Origin of the sequence: Clostridium sp. (genome assembly GCF_050717635.1) — a bacterium.
Classification (GTDB): domain Bacteria; phylum Bacillota; class Clostridia; order Clostridiales; family Clostridiaceae; genus Clostridium_AD.
This window is the reverse complement of sequence record NZ_JBOITO010000036.1, coordinates 93688-116594: the sequence shown is the minus strand read 5'-3', so window position 1 is coordinate 116594 and position 22907 is coordinate 93688. Positions and strand designations below refer to the sequence as shown.

Genomic DNA, 22907 nt, shown 5'->3' with positions numbered 1-22907 from the left:
ACAACATTCCTAAAATGCGTCATAATAATTCTCTGGTCTAATAACTTCAAAAGGTGGAGTCCACTATGATCGTATAGAAAACTAGGAGGGATTTTTCATGCTAAAACATACTGGAACAAAAACAATAGAAACTCAAAGGCTTATATTGAGACAATTTAAAGAGAAAGATGCGGCAGATATGTTTAATAATTGGGCATCTGATGATGAGGTTACAAGATATGTCTCTTGGCAAACCCACAGTGACATTGAAGTAAGTAAAAAAACACTTAAAATGTGGATTGATGAATATAGTAACCGAGAAAATTACAATTGGGCAATAGAGATAAAAGAAAATGGAAGTGTAGTTGGGTCTATTGTAATTTTTAATATAGACAATAATATTGAAAACTGTGAGATTGGCTATTGCACAAGTAAGGCCTTTTGGAACAAAGGGATAACAACTGAAGCTTTTTCTGCGGTTATTAATTTTGCTTTTAAAGAAGTAGGGTTTGAACGCATAACCGGACGTCATAATGTAGATAATTTAGCCTCTGGAAGAGTTATGGAAAAGTGTGGTTTAAAATATGAAGGTACTTTAAGAAAGATACATAGGATGAATACTGGTTCACTAGTAGATTGTAAATATTATTCAATATTAAAGGGGGAATATGTAAAGCTAAATACAGAGAGGCTAAGTGTCTTACCCTTAGATAAATACAATCTTGAACTATGCATAAACAATTATAATAAAATGGAGAGAAATTTAGGTTTAGCTATTACTAATAAAAACATCGGTATTAAAGAAGAAAATGTATATAAAATAAGATTAAAGGATGTACAAAATAATCCTCTTAATTTCATGTGGTATACAACTTGGATCATAATTTTGAATGGGGAAAATCGAAGTATTGGAGCTATAATGGTAAAGGGATACCCTAATGAAGATGGGGAGGTTGTAGTTGGTTATGCCATGCAGAGTGATTATAGACGTAAAGGATATATGCTCGAGGCGTTAAACTCAATTATACAATGGATGTTCTTAAACTCTAAAGTTAAATGTGTAATTGCAGACACATTAAAAAACAATATACCTTCACATAAATTACTACAGAAGCTTGGAATGGTACGCTATAAAGAAGATGATGAATGTATTTGGTGGAAGTTAAAAAAGTAGATATTAAAGGGGGATTTTAATTGGGTATTTTGTTAGAAATTAAATTTTTATCTATAATTATTCTACCTATATGGATACTGGTTAGAGTAGTTTCAATTTACAAGAATCGAAGGAAAGGTCAGTTTTTAGTTAAAAGGGAGATTGTATTTAATGTTTTTTCATTCTAAATTTTTTCTTTAAGCATAGAAATCCTTCAACTTTTATCTTACTATATAGGGAATGGCGGTAGATCATTTGATACTGATGATATAATTTAAAATACTTTTGGTGCTTGGTTAGGATACATATTTTATAAAAAAATTGCACTTAAATTTATTAGCAAACAATTTCTAATTTAACTCCTTTTTTCGTATAATGTATTATGTTTGAATATAATTTGAAAACAAGATATAATACACTAGATACAACATTTTATTTAAGTTAAATGTTTGGAGGGAATAGATGATTTGCAACAATTGTAAAAACGAATTTACGAAAATTAGTGGGTTAAATTTTTGCCAGTATTGTGGAGTGAAAATAGAAGAGAAGGCAGATTTGGAGACTGAACAAATTCCTAATGAAGTTAAAAGTGGAGAGGCTGAGAGTATAGTTGCAGCTGAAACAATGCATCAGGATACTTTAGATATGCCTGCAATAACAGACGAGGATATAAAAAAAGATAAAAGAGATAAGTTTTTCGCCACTTTTAAAAAAACATTTGTGGAAATGAAAGTAATTATTCCAATAATAGCACTGCTGGCGGTTATAGGAATAGGCTTACTTGTATACAATGTTTTTATAGTAAAACCGGTAGATGAAGCAAGAATAAAGGAAGATATGATAGGAAAAGTAATAACGCTTCCAAAGGGGACAACCATAAAAATAAGTGAAGATTATATGAAAAGTTTTACAATAGAGAGTAGAAATGAAGATAAGGTTAAAGAAGATATAAAAGTAGCGCTAACACTTAACAATGGTGTTATTGAATCAAAGATATTGTTAGCACTAGCATATACATACGAAGGTCAAAATTATTGGGAAGTTAGTGATAAAATTGTACTTGAGCGAGTTACATCACTTAAACCGGTAGTGGGAATGGATGAAAAGATGTTCATTTCTGGACTTAAAAAATTAAGTATTCCTATTGCAGGTACCAAAAAAATATTAGGGGAGCAAGAGGTTAAAACTCTTGGAATAGCCTTAAGAACTGCGGATTTTGGAAATGGTAAAGAAGAGATTATAGTAGATACATCTATAGACAGTGGTATTTTGGCAGCTAAAGGAAAAATTAAGTGTAAACTTATTTTTGAAGATGAAGTCTGGAAAATTAAAACCATTGAGCAAAATAGTGCTGAAGACTTTGAAGTGGTACTATCAAAAGATTTATCTGATGAAAAGATTATTAAAACTATAAAAAGTAAGCAAATGGAAGAAACCGTGACCTATCCGAATTTCTTTGAAGGCAAAGGCTTTCCTGTTAATGATAGTTTCACAAAGAGTATTAGTATAGCAGGCAAAAGATTAGATATGCAAAATGGAGTATTATATGTAACTGCTAAGAGAGAAAACGTGTCAGGACAAATAAATATGGTATTAGAAACGGGGTATACACTACCTATATCCTTTAGCGAAATAACATTATTAAAAGGGGCAAAAACTACAGTGGATAGTGGGACAATAAGTAAGGTACCTAAGGAATTAATAATATCAACTATTACCGATGCTGAAATTCAAGGTAGTAATGGATTTTGGCCATTTTCTAAAAATCATAAAATAACAGCTGAAGAAGCTAAGACCTTTAAAGCTGGTGAAATGTTGTCTCAAAAAGGCCTTGAGAACATAAAATATGTTTATGGGAGTATTATTTATAAAGACGGTTCAAAGGATAAAACAATTGCTTTTGTAGCGTTATATTTTCTTGCTTACGATGACAATAACGGATACAATTGGAAACTTGATAAGCTAGATGGTGAAAAATCATCTAATTATAGGGAATTTAGTAAAACTGCTAAAAATTAATAAAAAATTAGAAAAATAAAAGACCTATTATAGGTCTTTTATTTTATCTTTCGAGTAAGTCCGTATCCACCATGAACATCTCTTGATTCATTAATAGATATAAAGAATTTTATATCTAATTCTTTCAATTTTTTTAAAAGGACTTTCTTTCTCTTTCTTGCCATATATGCAACTATAAATTTATTCTCATCTTTTTGACCTTGAGCTTGCATTACAGTAAATCCTATATCGAGCTCTTTTAATTTGGCTACAATAAGATCCTTATTTGCTGTGTTTGTAATTATAGTAGCTGTGACAATTCCTAGGGCTATTTTTTCTTCGATTAAACTACCCAAATAATTTCCAACTACAAATCCGAGTACATACATAACACCTCTTATTGGATAATCAGATAATCCAGTTAGAACTTTTGCAGAAACTAGAAGCCATATTGTTATTTCAAAGAAAGCTACAAAGGCTCCTTTTACTTTTTCACCTTTTGTTATAAGTACCATTCTAACAGTTGCAAAGGACACTTCTATGATTTTACACAAAAATATTATTATACATATTCCAATTTCACTTGCCACTTTTACATCTCCCTTTGTATTATATACTTCTATAAGATATCATAAATACCTTTGTTATGAAAGAAAAAAGTGAAATCTTATATGATTTATTAACAGGTATTGGTATAATATTAATAATAGTAAATTAGAAGGCCTATGGGATAACGCTGTACATATAAAGGAGATAAAATATGTTGATAAAAGTACTTACGAAGGTTAACGCAACCCAATTTTGGGATTTAAGATTAAAAGGATTAAGGGAAAATCCAGAAGCATTTGGTGCATCATATGAGGAAGAATTGAACATTCCAATTAATAACTTGATCCTAAAGTTTAATACTGAGTTTATAGGACCTTTAGAGGACAATTTTATATTAGGGGCATTTGATGAAAATAATGATTTGGTTGGGATGATAGGACTTAGAAGAGAAAGAAGATCAAAAATGAAACATAAAGCTAGTTTATGGGGTATGTATGTAGTATCTCAACTGCGTCAAACAGGCATTGGTAGATTACTACTTGTGGAACTTATAAGTAAAGCTAAGTCTATACAGGGGTTAGAACAAATTAGTTTAGGTGTTGTTAGTAGCAACCAGAAGGCAAAGGGATTGTACGCCTCAATTGGATTTCAAATATGTGGACTGGAAAAGAATGCGTTGAAAATTGGACAAACTTATTTTGATGAAGATCTAATGGTGTATTTTATAAAGTAAGGAAAATTTGAAAATCAAATAAACAATATAAAACGACGACTTGATAATGATTATCGTTTAGTATATAATATTGTTATAATATTAAAACGAAGGGAAGTCTTTTTATGAACACTAAAGGAAATAAAATATCCATAATTGGAGCGGGCTTTGTAGGCTCAACTACAGCTTTTGCACTAATGACTAGTGGACTTGCATCTGAAATCGTAATTGTAGATATAAACAAAGAAAAAGCTGAAGGGGAGGCAATGGATTTATCCCATGGTGCTCCATTTGTAAAGCCTATAGATATAACTTCTGGAGAATATTCTGATACAAAAGAGTCAGATATAGTAATTATTACAGCAGGAATTGGTCCAAAACCAGGGGATACAAGGCTTGATTGTATTTCTAAAAATTTAAAAATATATGAGTCCATAGTACCTGAAATTGTAAAATATAGTCCTGATTCTATTTTATTAGTAGTTTCAAATCCTGTGGATATATTAACTTATATTACTTATAAGCTTTCAGGATTTCCAAGCAATAGAGTAATTGGATCTGGTACAGTTTTGGATACTTCTAGATTTAAATATATGCTTAGTAAGCACTTTGAGGTGGATGCTAGGAATATACACACTTATATAATGGGAGAACATGGAGATTCAGAAATTGCTACTTGGAGTTTAACAAGTATTGCAGGTATGAAAGTAGATGAGTACTGTAATATTGCTTGTAAGAAATGTGATGGAAAATTTAAGTTTGGTATATATAATGAGGTAAAAGAAGCAGCATATAATGTTATTCAAAAGAAGGGTTCAACCTATTATGCTGTTGCACTAGCCATAAAAAGGATAGTTGAAGCAATACTCAGAAATGAGAACTCTATTCTTACAATATCCACTTTATTAAAAGGTGAATATGGGATTGAAGATGTTTATATGGGAGTGCCAACGATTTTAGGTAGGGAAGGAGCAAAAAAAATATTGCAAGTTAATCTAAGTGATGAGGAAAATTCCAAGTTAATAAAGTCCTCTAATATATTAAAATCGGTTATTAAAGATTCTGATTTATAAAAGTCGTAGAAAACTACAATAATAAAAACAATTAATTAAGAGAAGCCCAGATTCTGAGCTTCTCTTAAAAAAATTTTAATATTAACATCATTTTTTAAAATAATCATTTATTTTATTTTATTAGAATTTATATATATTTTCAATTCTTTCTTGATCATTATATAGTAACTAGGAAATGCGTATAATAATATACCCATTTTAAAAATATCAGGAACATAATTACCAAATAGTACTTCTAAGCCATCGCCAAAGTAGTATGCACCGAGTCCAATTAAGAATAGGTTTAGAATGTAATATACTATTCCTATATTAATATTAGCAATTCTGCTACATACCACATAAACAATCAGAGCTGCACACAGTAAGCCGAGTAATGATGAAATTATCAATAATAAAACAGAGCCAGTTGAAGAGCTAGTTAAAATAAATAATGTTACCTCTAACAATTCTCTAAAAAATGTTATAGCTGAAAGAATAAAGACTCCCTTTTGACTTAATGAAATAAATTGTTGATTTGGGGTAGTGTTAAAAGATTTATTTTTCCTTAAAATAACTAAACTATATAATATTAATGCAGCTAATACTACACCGAGCATTCCATCAAATAATTCGCCTGTAGGACCGTTTAATAGTGCAACTTGTGAAAATATTATTATGCCAAGTATAGCTGCAATAATGGTTCCCAGTGTCCCACCTAGCAAGGCACTCTTACTCATTCCGTATAATTTGTTTTTGTTGAAATAAACAATTAAAGGAATTATAACCAAGAAAATTTCTATACCTTCTCTTAAATTTATTATAAAAGGTGTAAACATTAAATTCACCTCCAAATTGTATTGTAGGCTTGTCTTTAGAATATAATATGATGGAATTGAAATTTGGTGTCTATTGCTTTAATACTTTTTTGATGTTATAATTTGTTGAATTAATAAATTGAATATTAGCTTTAGGTGCCCTGTAAATGGGGTTAAAAGGGAAAGTGGTTAAAAACCACTACAGCCCACCGCTACTGTAATAGAGGATGAAATCCAAAAACCATTGGGAAACTGAGAAGGTTGGAGAGTAAGATGATACTAAAGTCAGTAAACCTGCCTAACGTGTAAAGTTTTAATCTTCGGAGGGAGGATGAAAATACACAATTTAACAATGACATTGGGTCATTCAATATGTGAAAAAGTTAATTGTATAATTCCACACCTTTTAGGTGTGTTTTTTTTATTTACTCTTTTTTCTATAAATCGAGGAGGATTTTAAATGGCTAAAATAATGGTTCAAGGAACTGCATCTTCCGTTGGGAAGAGCATAATAGTTACTGCATTATGTAGAATATTTAAACAAGATGGATTCACAGTATGTCCTTATAAATCTCAAAATATGTCGCTGAATTCTTACATAACATTAGACGGTAAGGAAATGGGAAGAGCTCAAGTGCTTCAGGCGTATGCAGCTGGACTACAACCAGAGGTTTATATGAATCCGATACTATTAAAGCCAACCACTGATAAAAAATGTCAAGTTATTGTAAAGGGAAAGGTGTTTTGTAATTCTTCAGCTTTGGAGTACCATAATATGAAGCTAGAATTTAGTGAAATGTTAAAAGTGGATTTTGAAGAAATTGAAAAGAAATTTGAAATTATTGTTATTGAGGGAGCAGGTAGCCCAGCAGAAATAAATTTAAGGGATAGAGATATTGTTAACATGGGTCTGGCAGAACTTGTAGACGCTCCTGTAGTTTTAGTGGGTGATATTGATAAAGGTGGAGTTTTTGCAGCCTTAGCAGGAACTATGCTTTTGCTAGATCCCAAAGAAAGAGAAAGGGTTAAGGGGACAATTATTAATAAATTTAGGGGAGACTTAGAAATATTAAAGCCTGGACTTAAGATGATTGAAGATATAATAAGTATACCTTGTCTTGGGGTGGTTCCAAACTTTGAGCTTCAACTTGAGGATGAGGATGGAGCGGTTGAGTTTAATAAAGAAGCTACAAAGGAAATTGATATTGCAATTATAAAACTACCTCATATATCAAACTTTACAGATTTTGATGCTCTTAAAATTGAAGAAGATGTCTCAGTTAGGTTTATAACTAGTAGGAAGGAGTTTGGGCATCCTGATTTACTCATAATTCCTGGAACTAAAAATACAATCGAAGATTTACTTGTTTTAAGGGAAAGCGGACTAGAAGAAGATATAAGGTGCTTTGGAAAAAGTGGCACCGTACTAGGTATTTGCGGTGGATATCAGATGCTTGGGAATGTTATTTCAGACCCTGATGAAGTGGAGACAGGTTTAAAAAATATAGAAGGAATGAAACTATTAGATATAGATACGGTATTTGTACAGGAAAAGATAGCCACTAGAGTTCAGGCTATATTTAATAACGAGAGTGTATATGGATATGAAATACATATGGGAGTTTCTACCTACGGTAAAACATTGGAATCACTATTTACCATAGTTTCTGAAAATGAAAAAGAGGTTAATTATCAAGATGGAGCTATAAACAAAGAGGGCAATATTATGGGAACTTATATACATGGGATATTTGATGGTATTCCTTTTAGGCAGAACATACTAAATAAGCTGAGGGTTGAAAAAGGTTTAATAGTAAAACAAGCTAAAACTTATGAAAATCTTAGAGAAATAGAAATTGACAAATTAGCTGACATTGTACGTAATAGTATAGATATGAAAAAAATATATGAGATTATTAATCTATGATAGATATAGGTGTGGCGGTGTTACTTGATTTTCTAATTGGAGACCCATATTGGTTTCCACATCCAATTATATATATTGGTAAACTTATAGCGTTTCTTGAAAATACTTTTAGAAAATACTTCAAATCTGAAAAAATGCTTAAACTTTCAGGCGGGTTAATTGTAGTTGTAGTTATGGGCATGAGTTTTTTAATTCCATATTTTATATTATATATAACAAGAGAGTTATTTTGGGTTCATAAGATATTAAATATACTTATAATTTGGACAACCTTAGCTGCTAGATGCCTACATAAAGAGGGTATGAAAATATATGAGGCATTAAAAGCTGGAAATATACAGGATGCAAGGCTAAAGCTTTCTTATATAGTAGGGAGGGATACCAAAGGTTTAACCGAAAAAAAAATAATAAGGGCAGATGTGGAAACTATAGCTGAAAACACTTCAGATGGTGTTATTGCTCCTCTTTTATTTGCAATGATTGGCGGTGCGCCACTAGCAATGCTTTATAAAGGAGTTAACACAATGGATTCTATGCTTGGCTATATGAATAAAAAATATAAATATATAGGATTTTTCCCTGCTAAAACTGATGATGTATTTAACTATATTCCTGCAAGAATCACAGGTATTCTTATCTGCATAGCAGCACCTATAGTAAAGGGAAATATTTTTCAAAGCTTTAGAATAATGATGAGAGATAGAAAAAATCATAAGAGCCCCAATTGTGGTTATCCTGAGGCAGCGGTTGCGGCAACCCTTGGAATTCAACTAGGAGGAACTAATACTTATTTTGGAGAGAGTGTAATAAAGCCTACAATGGGAGATTCTATAAAAAAACTTAGTATTGAACATATAAAATATACAATTAAGTTGATGTATTTAGCTGAAATAATTTGCCTTTTAATATATTTTATAATTTCAAATGTGACTTAGGGGGTAAGAATGATGAAGGAAAAGAGTTTTATACCAACTCATGGTGGAGATATATACTCTGAAGGCCTATTTAAGGGGAAAAATCTGATAGATTTTAGTTCGAATATAAACCCACTGGGAGTACCAAAATCATTTATAAATAACTATGGAGAGGCTTTAAACTCTGTTACAAGATATCCAGACATAAAGTACAGAGAACTAATAAAAAATCTAGGTAATTATGTAGATGAAAAAGAGTTTATTAAAGCTGATAATTTTGTACTTGGGAATGGTGCTTCAGAAATTATTGATTTAGCTATTAGCACCTTAAAGAAGTTATTAATTATAGTACCATCCTTTGGAGGTTACGAAACGAGTGCAAGAAAATGGGGATGCGACCTAGAATATTCTTATTTAAAGGAAGATATGAGTTTTGATTACGCGGATATATATTCAAAAATTGATAAAGTTGATGGCTTAATAATAGGAAACCCCAATAACCCCAGTGGAAATATTATTGATAAAGTGTGGTTTAATAGTATTTTAAAATATTGCGAAGAAAGTAATAAGATTGTAATTATAGATGAGGCTTTTATTGAATTTACAAGCAGTATGAATTTAAGCTTTATAAAAGAGGTCAAAGATTTTAATTGCATATTCATCATTAGAGCTTTAACAAAATTCTTTGGCATGCCTGGAATAAGATTTGGATATGGAATCAGTAAAAATTTAGATCTACTTAGAAAAATAAAAGACAAGCAAAATCCTTGGAATATAAATTGTTTTGCTGAGATTGCTTGCGAATATGTATTAGAGGACAAGGAATATATAGAAAAATCTAAAAAATGGATACAGGAGGAGAAAAAATTTCTGCCAAGAGAACTTGAAAGCATAAGTTTCATTGAAAGAATTTATCCAACAGAATGTAATTATGTGCTATGCAGATTAGTGAATACTAATGAAGACTTGCTATATAGAAAGTGTATGGAGCAGGGGATTGTTATTAGAAGAGCATCAAATTTTAAAGGCTTAGATAATAGCTATATAAGATTTGCAATAAAAAATAGAGAATTGAATGTGAAGTTACTAGAATCGCTTAAGTGTATAGAAAATATTATAAAAAGGTGAGGTTATGAAATGTACAATAAAGTTAAGCAGGGTATAAAAGGATTAGATAAGGCTATAATGGCTAAAACTTCAGAAGGATTGGATAAACTTATAAAACCAATCGGAAGCCTTGGTAAATTAGAATCTATAGCTATACAAATAGCTGGTATTTCAGGAAATGAAAGAAGCGTCATAAGTAAAAAGTGTATTATAATAATGAGCGCAGATAATGGTATATTAGATTCTGGTGTAAGCCCGGTGGTGAGGGAACAGGATGTCCACTTGCTTTTAATATAATTGAGGCTGCAACAAAGATTCTTCCACAAATGGCTACGTTTGAAGAGGCTGCGCTGCAAGATGATTATCTTGTAGATATAAGATAGGAGGCTATAAATATGGGTAAATTAATATTAGTTACAGGTGGATCTAGAAGTGGAAAAAGCACCTATGCTGAAAATTTAGCAAAATCATTTGAGGATGAAGTACTTTATATTGCTACGTGCGTTCCCTTTGATGATGAAATGAAAGATAGAGTTAGAAAACATAGGGAAAGTAGGCCTAAAAGCTGGGAAACCTATGAAGACTATAGAAATCTAAAACAAGTCTACTCTAGGGAAGAGATTTCGTTTAAATGCATTTTATTAGATTGCATTACAGTGATGATAGCTAATCTTATATTTGACTTAATAGGTGAAAATGTTGAAGAGCTTACTTCAGAAGAAATTAATGCTATGGAGAAAAGTATTTTAAACGAGATAAAAGAGTTTATAGACACAGCGGATATAAATACACAAACAGTTATACTTGTAACAAATGAGGTGGGATCTGGCATTATTCCTGATAATAAGTTATCTAGAATATATAAGGATATTGCAGGACGTATAAACCAATATATTGCTTTAAGAACTGATGAGGTTTATTTAACGGTATGTGGTATTCCTATAAAAATTAAGTGAGGTAGATATGAAGAAATTTATACTAATGATTCAGTTTTTTACAAGAATACCAATTAATATGGAGATAGATATAAAAGATGATGATTTTGCAAAGGGGATAGTATATTTTCCTATTGTTGGTTTAGTTATTGCTATAGTTAACGTATTAACATATTTGTTATTTTCGAAGATAACTACTGGTTTATTTCCTGTAGTTATGGTTGTTTTAGCAAATGTGCTTATCACTGGGGCGCTTCATGTAGATGGACTTGCTGATACCTGTGATGGAATTTATTCTGCTAGAAAAAAAGAAAGAATGCTTGAGATTATGAAGGATAGCCGCCTTGGCACAAATGGTGCTGTTGCTATATTGTTTGACTTAATCCTTAGAATTACACTACTTAGCAGTGTTCTCGACAAAAATATTGTAAAAGTAATATTAATAACAACAATTATTTCAAAAACCATGGTGGCAGTACTAGCCTATATATCTCCTAAAAGAGAAAGTGGGCTTGGAAGTCTTTTTGTTGGTAAAGTATCAATAAAAAATATATTGATTACATTACTCATTTGTGTAATACCATCTTTTTTAATTTTAGGTCATATGGCACTTATAATTATTGGACTAAATGTTTTACTAATGATTATTTTTAGAAATTACATATTAAAAAGATTAGGTATTATATCAGGTGACATACTTGGAGCTGCAAACGAAATAAGTGAAATATTTATACTGGTGGTCTTTATTATTATTCAAAGGTTTTTATTGTTATGATCAACTTTTATATGGCAAGGCATGGAGAAACCAAATCAAATAAAGATAAAGTATATTATGGGTGGACGGATGTGCCACTAACGCAAAATGGAGTAAAACAATGTGAAGAACTTAGGGATAAACTATGTAATGTTAATTTTGATGTGGTGATTTCAAGTTCACTTGAAAGAGCATTAAACTCAGCAGAGATAATAGGTGATTTAAAACGTGAATGCATTATAAAATACGAGGATCTTAAGGAACTTAATTTTGGTAAATGGGAAGAACTTTATTATAAGGATATTGAAGAGAAATATAATGAAGATTGGAACTGCTGGGTTCAAGACTGGGAGAACTTCTGTATACCTGAAGGAGAGAGTTTTAGTGGATTATATAAAAGAGTTAAGAAGTGTCTATGCGACATACTTGAAAAATATAAAGATAAAACAATTTTACTAGTTTGTCATCAAGGAACTTTAAGAATAATATCAATAGTACTGCTTAATATGAAGGTATCTGATTATTGGGCATTTAATTTTGAATTTGGTATGTTTACATTGTTTGAAATTCAAGAGGATTTAACTATTATTAAAAAAATTAACAAGTAGTTGAAAATAAGATATACTACTTTTTTACTTTTTGATAATATGAAGCATAAAAAACCATGATTAGCTCCAATACGACTCCTAAATGCCATAAAATAGTTTGATTGACATATTATGATTATTCATTCATAATAAATGCATAACTCTATTTAAATTACAATCTTATTATTATACAAAGGAGGTAGCATATGCATAGCTCGTGGATGATTTTTGATACCATGATAATGATTTTTTATTTTATGGCCATGTTGGGAGTAGGAGTATATTATTCCAATAAGACGAAGACCTCAGAAGAATTCTTAGTAGCTGGAAGAAATGTAGGTTTTATTAGATTATTTGGAACGGTTACGTCAACAGATATAGGTGCAGGTTATGTAATTGCTACAGTGGGGATGGCTTATAGTGTGGGTTTTGGGGCAAGTTGGTTAGTATTTAGCTCACTACTAGGAGCATGGATCGTAGCATTCGTTTTATCTAAAAAGCTTAAACCTCTTGCGGATAAGATGAAGTTTGTTTCTTCTGCACATTTTTTAGGATACAGGTATGATAAGAGAGCAAGCCTTTTAGGTTCGATAATGGTTATATTTGCAAATGTAACTTTTGTGGGAACACAAATAGTTGGAGGAGCAGCAATAATTAGTGCGGTTACCGGCATGGAACTTACTACAGCGGCATGGATTTCGGGGTCAGTTGTTATTGCATATACAGCTTTGGGGGGGCTTAATTCAGTTATAGATACTGATGTTATACAGGTAGCTGTAATTGTTTTTGGAATATTTATAATTGGAGTACCCTTAGGTATTATAAAGGTTGGTGGGTTTTCATCACTATATCAGAACTTGCCGCGTAGTTTCTTTAGTGTAGGGGGTGTACCTACTGCAACAGTTATCAAGTGGTTTATTGCTATGGTACCGTCTTACCTAATTTCTATGATCACATGGCAGAGGATATTTGCAGCCAAAGATTTAAAAACTGTCCGTAAAGCATATGCATTTTCAGGCCTTCTAATATGGCCATTATTTGGGTTTTTTATATGTCTTTTGGGCATGACAGCAGCGGTGCTATATCCTGGATTAGAAAGTGAGCTCGTATTTACAACGTTCATTGTTAAAGCATTGCCTGCAGGAGTTACCGGCATAATTGTATCAGCTTTAACAGCTGCAATAATGTCAACAGCTGACAGCGGACTAATGTGTGCAACAACAGTTTTTTGTAATGATATTGTTAAAGGTTACATAAAGCCAGATATAACGGATAAGCAAATTATAAAAACAGGGAAAGTTACTATAATTATTATTGGAATATTATCATTATCAATTGCATTATATATCCCTCAAATATTAAAGCTAATGATGTACGCATACCAGTTTAATGCAGCAATTTTCTGGCCTGCAATGCTTGGACTGTTTTGGAAGGGCTCAACTTCAGAAGCGGCATTTTGGAGTCTTTTGGTGGGAGGAATAGGCTCTGTGGTATGGGCAGTATTAGGTTCTCCATATGGTATGCCGCCAATATATATAGCATTCCCATTAACACTTGTGATGATGGTTGTTATATCCAAATTCACAGCACATTCAGATGGTGAACATGCGATTAATGTAAATTAAACAATCACAGTAAACTTAGTGATGTTACCTATGCTAAGTTTACTGTGAACTTTTAGGAAAATATCCTTCACTTCATATTTTGCGCTTCTTTTCCCGCCTTTATCTTTTCTTGTAGAATACTGATATCTTTGAATTTTAAATCACCAGCTCTAATACGTTTTTCTGCCTCATCGTAATCCCGCGTTACTATGAATTTTTTTATATTAGTTAATCTTATTTGATAATCAATAGTATCATTTAACTTTAATATTCCTATTATGCTTATTGTAATTATTATAATTACCATTGAAAGTTCTTTTATGAAAATTTTTTTCAAACTAACGCCTCCATAACATTTGCAATTTAATACTAATATATTAGTTTTGAAATTTATTTATGTATTAAATAATTAAATTTAATCACAAAATATATAGACAAAAATACTTTTATATGGTAAATTGTAACTAGGTTAATCGTTTACTGAAAGGGTGCTAGAAGTTATGAACAAAATAATTAATAAACCAACAATTAAAAACGTTGCAGAACAGGCAAAAGTTTCTGTAGCTACTGTTTCTAGAATCCTTAATGATTTAGGCGGGTATTCTGAGGAAACAAGACTAAATGTCACTAAGGTTGTAGAAGAAATGGGTTATAAGCGAAATGCTATTGCCAGGACTTTGAGGACTAGAACTACCCACACTATAGGGGTATTAATACCTAAAGTTGAAACTACATTTTACGTGGAAATTTTAAGTGGTATTGAGGATATGGCACATAAACATAATTACAGCGTTTTTATTTGTAATACTGGTCGTAAATCAATTTTGACTCCTCATTATTTGAATGTGTTATCTGAAAGGCAGGTAGATGGCATTATTGTTTGCAGTTTATCGCCTAAAGATATGTACGATAAGGATATTGTGGACACTAAAATACCTTGCATCCTTCTATCGACTCTATCACCGAGGTTTCCTATTCCATATATTAAGGTGGATGATTTTAAGGCCTCCTATGCGGCTACTAGTTATTTGATAGAATATGGACATACTAAAATAGCCATGCTTGGCGGAGAGAAAGAGGACCCAGTTGCAGGGATACCTCGTTTTGAAGGATATATTCAAGCATTAAAGGAACATAGCATTCCCATTAATGAAAGTCTTATAAAACATAATGGTTTCAGTTTTGAAGAAGGTAAAAAGGCCATGGAAGATCTTCTAAGTGAAAAAAGTGAATTCACTGCAATTTTTGCTTCTTGTGATGATATTGCAGTTGGTGCAATGTCCATAGCTCACAAAAAAGGTATAGAAATTCCAAAGGATTTATCTATAATAGGTTATGACAACACGAAAGTAGCAGAAATGTCGTATCCACCTTTAACAACAATAGCGCAACCAGCCTATGACATGGGTCAAAAGTCAGTTGAAATGTTAATTAAAACTATTGCTACTGGCAAACAAAGTGAGAGCATAATAATGCCTTTTGAAATAATTGAAAGAAAAACGGTTAAAAAACTTTGATGTTTTTTATATTATTTACGTAATCGATTAACTAAAATTATGATAAATGGTATAATTAATTTATAGACATGTATTAAAAAACAAAATTATAGGGGGTATAAAAATGAACAAAAAATCTAAAGCTATATTATCGATGGTGCTTACTGTAGCACTAGGGTCTTCTTTATTAGCAGGATGTTCTAATAAACCTAGTGATGATGGTAAAGTAGAAATTGAGGTATTTTCCAGTAAAGCAGAAAATAAGGCAATATATGAAAAGATGGTTGTTGACTTCCAAACTAAAAATCCTAACATTAAGATCGTTCTTAACGTTCCACCAGATTCAGCAACAGTTTTAAAAACAAGACTTACTAAAAATGATATGCCTGATGTGTTAAGTATGGGTGGAGACAATTTATATGGTGAACTTGCAACTAATGGGATTTTATTAGATCTTAGCTCAGAAAGTTTTATGGATAACATACAGATGGCTTATGTGGATCAAATGAAAGACCTTTTAACAAATGGAGATGAAAAATCATATGGAGTACCTTACGCAACAAATGCCAGTGGTATTTTGTATAACAAAGAAAAATTTACAGAACTAGGACTTGAAATCCCAAAAACTTGGGATGAATTTATTTCGCTTTCTGAAAAAATAAAAAATAGTGGGGAAATTCCAATGTATCTCACACTTAAAGATGCATGGACCGCAATGTGTTTCTGGAACCCGCTAGCTGGAAACATAATACCTGATACCTTCCGTAATGATAGAAAAGCAGACAAAACTACTTTTGTAGATACTCATTCAGAAGTAGCAGATAAAATGCTTGAAATTATTAAGTATGGTCAAAAGGACATATATGGAATGGGATACAGCGATGGTAATTTAGCTTTTGCTCAAGGTAAATCAGCAATGTATCTTCAAGGCAATTGGGCTATTGCAGATATAAAAAAAGCAAACCCAAATATGAAACTTGGGATGTTCCCATTTCCATCAACAAATGACGTCTCAAAGAATAAGATTACTTCAGGTGTAGATGTATTATTAGCGATAACAAAAAGTTCTAAACATCCTGTAGAAGCTAAAAAGTTCATTGAGTTTATGTTGCAAAAGGAAAATGCACAAAAATATATAACGGATCAATTTGCATTTTCAGCTGTTAAGGATGTAGTTCAAAAGGATGAAAGTGTTACAGATTTATCAAAGAGCTTTGAAGATGGTGAAATTGGAAGTTTCCCTGACCATTATTATCCAACTGGTTTAGATGCAGCATCAATTCTACAGGGCTTCCTTACAAATAAAGATAAAGTAGCGTTCCTAAAACAACTTGATACAGAATATGATAAGAACAATAAAAAATAAATGTAGTTATGTATAGAGAAATAAGTCAAACTTATTTCTCTATACATAATTATCAAAGTTATAAGGAGCGTGAATAATTTGAAAAAAAACAAACGTATGGTATTTTATATGATGACAATTCCAGCAGTTATTTTATTTTTTACTTTTCACACACTACCATTTATAAAAGGTATCTTTTATAGCTTTACTGATTGGAACGGGTATAGTGATTGGAATTTCATAGGTTTTCAAAACTTTATAAATGTATTTAAGGATGACACTATTAGAAATTCATATGGTTTTACCTTTAAATTTGCAATAATTTGTACGATAATTATTAACATTGTAAGCTTAGCTATAGCCATTGGTCTAAATTCAGCTATTAAGTTTAAAAATGCTCTAAGAGCAATATTCTTTTTGCCAAATATATTAGGAGTTTTAATAGTGGGATACATATTTAATTACGTATTTGCTCATTTATTACCACAATTTGGAGCTTTTCTTAATATTGACATATTAAGTTCGAATATATTGGGAAACCCTAAGCTTGCTTGGATGGGCATAGTGTTTGTGGCATCGTGGCAGGCTATTGCCTTTAGTACAATAATATATATATCAGGACTTCAAACTATAGACCAAGACATTTACGAAGCAAGCAATATTGATGGTGCCAATAAATGGCAAACATTTATGAAAATAACCTTTCCTTTGATAGCTCCTTTTTTTACAATTAATATGGTGCTGAGTTTGAAAAATTCTTTAATGGTATTTGATCAAATAGTGGCATTGACTGGGGGAGGACCTGGTAATGCTACACAATCAATTGCTTATGTAATTTTCCATTTCGGGTTCTCCGGAAGTAATTTTTCATATCAATCTGCAAATGCTGTAATTTACTTTATTGTAATTGTAACGATCTCACTTTTTCAAATGAAAGTACTTACCAAAAGGGAGGTTGAATTGTAATGAAGAAAAAAAAGTTTAGCTTAGTTCTGACTATAATAATGATGATACTAGCAGGATTATTTATATTGTTTCCATTATATATTTTAATAAGCACTGCATTAAAGTCTCCTGAGGACATGATTAAATCTGTGCTTTCATTCCCTACAACTCTTCATTTTGAAAACTTTACAGAAGCAATTAAAATAACAAATTTCTTTTATGCATTTAGGAACAGCGCAGTAATAACCTTAATTTCTGTGTCATTTATTATAATCTCAAATTCAATGGTTGCTTATGCAATAGCTAGAAATAGAGAAGTTAAGTTTTTTAACGCGATTTACTACTATTTTTTAAGCGCTATGTTTGTACCTTTTCAAATTATAATGTTACCGCTGGTAAAACAAGTCAGTTCATTTGGTCTAGATAATGTACCAGGAATTATAATATTATATATTGTGTATGGACTGCCCTTTAATATTTTCTTATATGTAGGATATTTAAAAACACTTCCTAAATCACTTGAAGAAGCGGCTACATTAGATGGGGCTTCCACTTGGCAAATATTTTTCCGTATAATATTTCCACTATTAAAACCAATAAACGCGACTGTAGGAATATTACAATTTTTAGCATGTTGGAATGACTTCTTACTTCCACTTATTATATTAAGTAAGCCTGAGCAGGCAACTTTACCTCTAGTACAATATGTATTTCAAGGACAATTTAGTACAAACTATAATTTAGCTTTTGCATCATATTTGTTAGCATTAGCACCAATAGTAATAGTGTATATATTTGCTCAAAAATTCATCATAAGTGGAGTTACAAGCGGAGCAATAAAACAATAGGAAGAAGGAGATTTCATGAATAAAAATTGGTGGAAAGAAAGTGTAGTTTATCAGATTTATCCAAGGAGCTTTAAAGATAGTGACGGAGACGGCATCGGAGACATAAGAGGAATAATTCAGAAACTTGATTATCTTGTGGAGCTTGGAATTGATGTAATATGGCTATCACCTGTTTTTGAGTCTCCAAACGATGATAATGGCTACGATATAAGCAATTATAAGGGCATAATGAAAGAATTTGGAACTATGGAGGATTTTGATATATTGCTGCAAGAATCGCATAATAGAAAAATCAAGATAATGATGGATCTTGTTGTTAATCACAGTTCCGATGAACATAAGTGGTTTATAGAAAGCAGAAAATGTAAAAGAAATAAATATAGAGATTATTATATTTGGAAAGATGGAAAAGATGGTTTGCCTCCAAACAATTGGGGTGGATGTTTTGGTGGTTCTGCCTGGGAATTTGATAAGCAAACACAAATGTATTACATGCACTCTTTTTCAAAAAAACAACCGGATTTAAACTGGGAAAATGAAACTCTAAGAAGTGAAATCTTTGGGATGATGGAATGGTGGTTAGATAAAGGTATTGATGGTTTTCGTATGGATGTCATCAATATGATTGGAAAGGATCAAAATTATCCTGATGCTATCGCAATCGGAAGTAATGTGCTTGCCGATCCAAGTGAATTCACAAAAAACCATCCAGCGGTTCATGATTATTTAAAGGAAATGAATAGAGAAGTATTGAGTAAGTATGACACCATTACAGTTGGAGAGACACCAGGGGTAACTCCTGCAGAGGCTATTGAGTATGTAGGAACAGAGAGAAATGAATTGAATATGGTGTTTCAATTTGAACATATGGATATAGGAGATGGACCAGACGGAAAGTGGGGAACTACAACTTTTGACCTTAGTGAATTTAAGAAAATCATGTCCAAATGGCAAGTTGAACTTGAAGGTAAAGGGTGGAATAGTCTATATTTAAATAATCATGACCAACCTAGAATGGTTTCACGTTTTGGAAATGATACTGAATATAGAACTCAATCTGCAAAAATGTTAGCAACTTATCTTCATATGTTGAAAGGAACCCCTTATGTTTACCAAGGGGAAGAAATAGGTATGACTAATGTTAAATTTGATAGTATTAATGACTATAAAGACATTGAATCTTTAAATGCTTATAAAGAACTTACTGAAAGTGGTAAAAAAGCTCATGACGAAGTTATGGATTGTATTTATAAAAGAGGAAGAGATAACGCAAGAACCCCTTTCCAATGGAATGATAAAAAAAATGCAGGGTTTACTGAGGGTACACCTTGGATAAAGGTAAATCCAAATTATGAACATATAAATGTGATGGTTCAATTACAAGATGAAAATTCTATTTTGAATTACTACAAAAAACTAATTGCGTTAAGAAAAAATAATGAAATAATAGTACATGGAGAATATGCCTTAATATTAAAGGATAACAAGGATATTTACGCATATATAAGAAAGTTAGCGGATGAGATTCTTTTAGTAATATGTAATTTTCATGAGAATACGGCTGGATTTTCTCTTCCAATTAACATAAAATATGACCATAAGGAACTTTTAATTTCAAATTATATAGTAGAATCTGAGTCAATAGATAAAATTAATCTTAGACCCTATGAAGCAAGAGTTTATTTATTGAAGTAATTTAGTTTAAAAAAATATTATGTTTTTAAGGGCTGTATCAAAATGATTAGTAAATCATTTTGATACAGCCCTTTTAGAATAGAAAAACTTATTAGTTTTTGTTAATAATATCTATTAAAATCTCCATTCTTTCATGAATATTTAGTTGTATGTTGTCTCTCTTATAATGGAAATCATTTGGATCTAATAAGTAACTATGAGTTATTCCAAATAGTTTTTTATTTTCTGAAATTCCACTCTTTAACATTTCTGAAAGTTTCTCGATATTAAAGTACTCTAGTCTTAGTTCTTCATTTTCATTTTGTGCGTAAACTCGTAGTGGGGTTAATATATTTTTTGTTACCTTATACTCAGGTCTGTAAATATTGTGAGACTCATATGTTATGGGGGTTATCTCGGATAAAATCTTTTCGGTATTATCATCTATTGAAAAATATCCTCCACGAAAGGCTGAAATAGGCTCAATTCCTAAGTTTGAAATATAATCGTAACAATGCTTTATTATAAGCTTTTGCTCATCATAAGAATAGGTGGATATTAAATCCTCATCACTTTTTATAAATGGACAGTGCTTTTCTATATGTTCTGGCAAATTATTCGGATGAATATGAAGACCAAATATAACTTTATAATTATTCTTTATTTTCTCTATTAGATTGAGGCTTCTCATCATTTCTGCAAAGTAAGGGGTTATAAATAAAAGGGTAAATATATTATTATCTGAATTTAGTTTTAATAGTTTTTCTAAGTTTAATACATTGTTTTTTAAGTTTTTATCAAAATTATAACCTTCACAATCTATAGTCAGAATGAACTTATGTTTTTTCATATATTTATCTATAAAATATTCCATATGCAAGCATTACCTCCTAAAAGTATTTTACATTCTATAAATTTTGTTCCTTGCTTTCTTCCTTCTTCTTTCTCTAATTTTATACCACGTATCTGCATTCTTAATTCCTAATTTAAGAGGATCAAATGTAAATGTGTCAACATCTCTTCCCATTTTAATTTGACTTTCATAGTCTTTCAAAACCTTAATACCAATATTACCTAATATTAATATAGCAATAACGTTTAACCATGCCATGGTTCCCACAGCAATGTCACCAAGTGCCCAAGCTGTTTTAGCAGTTTTTATTGAACCATAAAAAGTTGATATAAGAATAGCAACTCTAAGTACGTTAATCATGAACTTGTTATATTTACTATCTTTAAACAAATAAGTAAGGTTTGTTTCTGATATATAGTAATAGGCCATTAACGTAGTTACTGCAAAGAAAAATAATGCAATTGAAATGAAAGGTGCACCTAATTTTCCGAATACAGTTCCCATTGCTAATTGAGTATAAACAGGCCCAATCTTAACTTTAGGTATATTTTCTACTATAAAACCACCTACTGGGTTCACAACATTGAATTTGCCTGTTGCTAAAATCATAAATGCAGTTGCAGAACATACAAATAGCGTATCTACGTAAACTGCAAATGCTTGTACTAAGCCCTGGACAGCAGGGTGGGTTACTTCAGCAGCAGCAGATGCTTGTGGACCTGTTCCTTGTCCAGCTTCATTAGTATAAATCCCTCTCTTAACACCCCATTGAATAGAAACCCCAACGATACCTGCAAAGGCTGGCTGAAGACCAAAGGCACTTTTAATTATTAAACTAAACATTTTAGGAATCTCAGTTATATTTAATGCAAGCACTATTAAAGAAGCTATAATATATAGTATTGCCATAAAAGGGACTACAATTTCAGCAACTTTTCCAAGTCGTTTAGTACCGCCGAATATAATTAAAGCCAGTATAACCACCACTACGCTACCTGTTATAGCTGGAGTAATGTGAAATGCATTCTTCATTGCAGCTGCAATACTATTTGATTGAACGCCAGGTGCGAAAATTCCCATACCAATTACAGTTACGCTTGCAAATATAATTGCATACCATTTCTTGCCCATAGCTTTTTCAATGTAATAAGCGGGTCCACCGCGATATTCGCCGTCAACTTCTTCTTTATAAACTTGTCCAAGAGTACATTCTATAAATGATGATCCTGCACCCAGAAAGGCTATAGCCCACATCCAAAATATTGCACCAGGTCCACCCATAGCAATTGCAGTTGCAACACCGGCTATATTACCAGTACCGACCCTGCCTGCCACAGACATTGCAAAAGCTTGAAATGAAGATACTCCTCGTTTAGAGTCTCCACCTACAAAGAGGTAACGTACCATATGTTTAATATGTCTTACCTGAAGTAATCGAGTTCTAACAGAAAAATAAATACCTGTACCTAAACATAAATAAATTAGTGCTTTACTCCAAATAAGGTTACTTATAGTGTTTATAATAATTTCCAAAAAAATCCTCCTTGTGTATTGCAAAATAAGTATAGTTGACATTATATCATATTATGTCGAAAAATACAATTTTAAAAATGTGATGAAGTAAAATTTCATTAAGTAAACTTTTACTAAAAAAAAATAA

23 protein-coding genes and 1 riboswitch are annotated in these 22907 nt (G+C 31.5%); of the genes, 18 read left to right on the top strand and 5 right to left on the bottom strand.

All coding sequences use genetic code 11. The annotated features are described in order from the left end of the window. Positions 1-97 precede the first annotated feature (97 nt). Positions 98-1153 (top strand): GNAT family N-acetyltransferase, encoded by a 1056-nt coding sequence (locus tag ACREWB_RS16705; protein ID WP_431548596.1) that lies wholly within the window; start codon positions 98-100, stop codon positions 1151-1153. A gap of 441 nt (positions 1154-1594) precedes the next feature. Continuing rightward, complete coding sequence (locus ACREWB_RS16700) at positions 1595-3151, top strand: TFIIB-type zinc finger domain-containing protein (RefSeq protein ID WP_431548595.1); 1557 nt, start codon at positions 1595-1597, stop codon at positions 3149-3151. Between the two features lie 38 nt (positions 3152-3189). Here ACREWB_RS16700 and ACREWB_RS16695 read toward each other — a convergent pair whose 3' ends face one another. After that, positions 3190-3720: a DUF5698 domain-containing protein gene (locus ACREWB_RS16695; protein WP_431548594.1), complete on the bottom strand. Its 531-nt coding sequence runs from the start codon at positions 3718-3720 to the stop codon at positions 3190-3192. Between the two features lie 170 nt (positions 3721-3890). Between ACREWB_RS16695 and ACREWB_RS16690 the strand changes: the two genes are divergently transcribed. Beyond that, positions 3891-4412, top strand: coding sequence for a GNAT family N-acetyltransferase (locus tag ACREWB_RS16690; RefSeq protein ID WP_431548593.1), 522 nt, complete (start codon positions 3891-3893; stop codon positions 4410-4412). Between the two features lie 104 nt (positions 4413-4516). Further along, positions 4517-5464 (top strand): L-lactate dehydrogenase, encoded by a 948-nt coding sequence (locus ACREWB_RS16685; RefSeq protein ID WP_431548592.1) that lies wholly within the window; start codon positions 4517-4519, stop codon positions 5462-5464. Positions 5465-5571: 107 nt separating this feature from the next. Here the strand turns inward: ACREWB_RS16685 and ACREWB_RS16680 are convergent, their stop codons facing one another. Beyond that, positions 5572-6279 carry an FTR1 family protein gene (locus ACREWB_RS16680; RefSeq protein WP_431548591.1) on the bottom strand — a complete coding sequence of 236 codons (708 nt, stop codon included), beginning with the start codon at positions 6277-6279 and terminating at the stop codon, positions 5572-5574. A gap of 116 nt (positions 6280-6395) precedes the next feature. Next, positions 6396-6574, top strand: a riboswitch (cobalamin riboswitch). 144 nt (positions 6575-6718) lie between these two features. On the opposite strand from ACREWB_RS16680, the gene ACREWB_RS16675 reads away from it, so the two are divergent. From ACREWB_RS16675 to ACREWB_RS16635, 9 genes are all read left to right on the top strand, one after another. After that, complete coding sequence (locus tag ACREWB_RS16675) at positions 6719-8185, top strand: cobyric acid synthase (protein WP_431548590.1); 1467 nt, start codon at positions 6719-6721, stop codon at positions 8183-8185. Beyond that, positions 8182-9120 carry an adenosylcobinamide-phosphate synthase CbiB gene (cbiB, locus tag ACREWB_RS16670; RefSeq protein ID WP_431548589.1) on the top strand — a complete coding sequence of 313 codons (939 nt, stop codon included), beginning with the start codon at positions 8182-8184 and terminating at the stop codon, positions 9118-9120. The genes ACREWB_RS16675 and cbiB overlap by 4 nt, the downstream gene beginning before the upstream one ends. Positions 9121-9129: 9 nt before the next feature. Then, positions 9130-10227 (top strand): pyridoxal phosphate-dependent aminotransferase, encoded by a 1098-nt coding sequence (locus ACREWB_RS16665; RefSeq protein ID WP_431548588.1) that lies wholly within the window; start codon positions 9130-9132, stop codon positions 10225-10227. Positions 10228-10236: 9 nt separating this feature from the next. Continuing rightward, positions 10237-10503, top strand: a complete 267-nt coding sequence (locus tag ACREWB_RS16660) for a nicotinate-nucleotide--dimethylbenzimidazole phosphoribosyltransferase (protein ID WP_431548587.1) — start codon at positions 10237-10239, stop codon at positions 10501-10503. Further along, on the top strand, positions 10443-10589 hold the full coding sequence (locus tag ACREWB_RS16655) for a nicotinate-nucleotide--dimethylbenzimidazole phosphoribosyltransferase (protein WP_431548847.1): 147 nt from the start codon (positions 10443-10445) through the stop codon (positions 10587-10589). The genes ACREWB_RS16660 and ACREWB_RS16655 overlap by 61 nt, the downstream gene beginning before the upstream one ends. Before the next feature lie 12 nt (positions 10590-10601). Continuing rightward, positions 10602-11162, top strand: coding sequence for a bifunctional adenosylcobinamide kinase/adenosylcobinamide-phosphate guanylyltransferase (gene cobU, locus ACREWB_RS16650; RefSeq protein ID WP_431548586.1), 561 nt, complete (start codon positions 10602-10604; stop codon positions 11160-11162). Positions 11163-11169: 7 nt separating this feature from the next. Further along, positions 11170-11916 carry an adenosylcobinamide-GDP ribazoletransferase gene (gene cobS, locus ACREWB_RS16645; RefSeq protein ID WP_431548585.1) on the top strand — a complete coding sequence of 249 codons (747 nt, stop codon included), beginning with the start codon at positions 11170-11172 and terminating at the stop codon, positions 11914-11916. After that, positions 11913-12503: an alpha-ribazole phosphatase gene (cobC, locus tag ACREWB_RS16640; RefSeq protein WP_431548584.1), complete on the top strand. Its 591-nt coding sequence runs from the start codon at positions 11913-11915 to the stop codon at positions 12501-12503. The genes cobS and cobC overlap by 4 nt, the downstream gene beginning before the upstream one ends. 185 nt (positions 12504-12688) lie before the next feature. After that, on the top strand, positions 12689-14107 hold the full coding sequence (locus ACREWB_RS16635; protein WP_431548583.1) for a sodium:solute symporter family protein: 1419 nt from the start codon (positions 12689-12691) through the stop codon (positions 14105-14107). Between the two features lie 67 nt (positions 14108-14174). On the opposite strand, the gene ACREWB_RS16630 is transcribed toward ACREWB_RS16635, so the two are convergent. Next, the gene (locus ACREWB_RS16630; RefSeq protein WP_431548582.1) at positions 14175-14423 is read right to left on the bottom strand and encodes a hypothetical protein; all 249 of its coding nucleotides are present in this window, start codon (positions 14421-14423) and stop codon (positions 14175-14177) included. Between the two features lie 163 nt (positions 14424-14586). Between ACREWB_RS16630 and ACREWB_RS16625 the strand changes: the two genes are divergently transcribed. The 5 genes from ACREWB_RS16625 (at position 14587) to ACREWB_RS16605 (ending at position 20415) form a co-directional block, all read left to right on the top strand. Next, positions 14587-15603 carry a LacI family DNA-binding transcriptional regulator gene (locus tag ACREWB_RS16625; RefSeq protein WP_431548581.1) on the top strand — a complete coding sequence of 339 codons (1017 nt, stop codon included), beginning with the start codon at positions 14587-14589 and terminating at the stop codon, positions 15601-15603. 103 nt (positions 15604-15706) lie between these two features. Continuing rightward, entirely contained in the window at positions 15707-16948 is a 1242-nt protein-coding gene (locus tag ACREWB_RS16620) for an ABC transporter substrate-binding protein (RefSeq protein WP_431548580.1), read from the top strand. A 96-nt stretch (positions 16949-17044) separates the two neighbouring features. After that, positions 17045-17893, top strand: coding sequence for a carbohydrate ABC transporter permease (locus ACREWB_RS16615; protein ID WP_431548846.1), 849 nt, complete (start codon positions 17045-17047; stop codon positions 17891-17893). Next, positions 17893-18720: a carbohydrate ABC transporter permease gene (locus ACREWB_RS16610; protein WP_431548579.1), complete on the top strand. Its 828-nt coding sequence runs from the start codon at positions 17893-17895 to the stop codon at positions 18718-18720. Before ACREWB_RS16615 ends, ACREWB_RS16610 begins: the two co-directional genes overlap by 1 nt. Positions 18721-18735: 15 nt before the next feature. Further along, positions 18736-20415: a glycoside hydrolase family 13 protein gene (locus tag ACREWB_RS16605; RefSeq protein WP_431548578.1), complete on the top strand. Its 1680-nt coding sequence runs from the start codon at positions 18736-18738 to the stop codon at positions 20413-20415. 91 nt (positions 20416-20506) lie between these two features. Here ACREWB_RS16605 and ACREWB_RS16600 read toward each other — a convergent pair whose 3' ends face one another. Then, the gene (locus tag ACREWB_RS16600; protein ID WP_431548577.1) at positions 20507-21268 is read right to left on the bottom strand and encodes a polysaccharide deacetylase family protein; all 762 of its coding nucleotides are present in this window, start codon (positions 21266-21268) and stop codon (positions 20507-20509) included. Between the two features lie 27 nt (positions 21269-21295). Then, positions 21296-22780, bottom strand: a complete 1485-nt coding sequence (locus ACREWB_RS16595; RefSeq protein WP_431548576.1) for an alanine/glycine:cation symporter family protein — start codon at positions 22778-22780, stop codon at positions 21296-21298. Positions 22781-22907 lie beyond the last annotated feature (127 nt).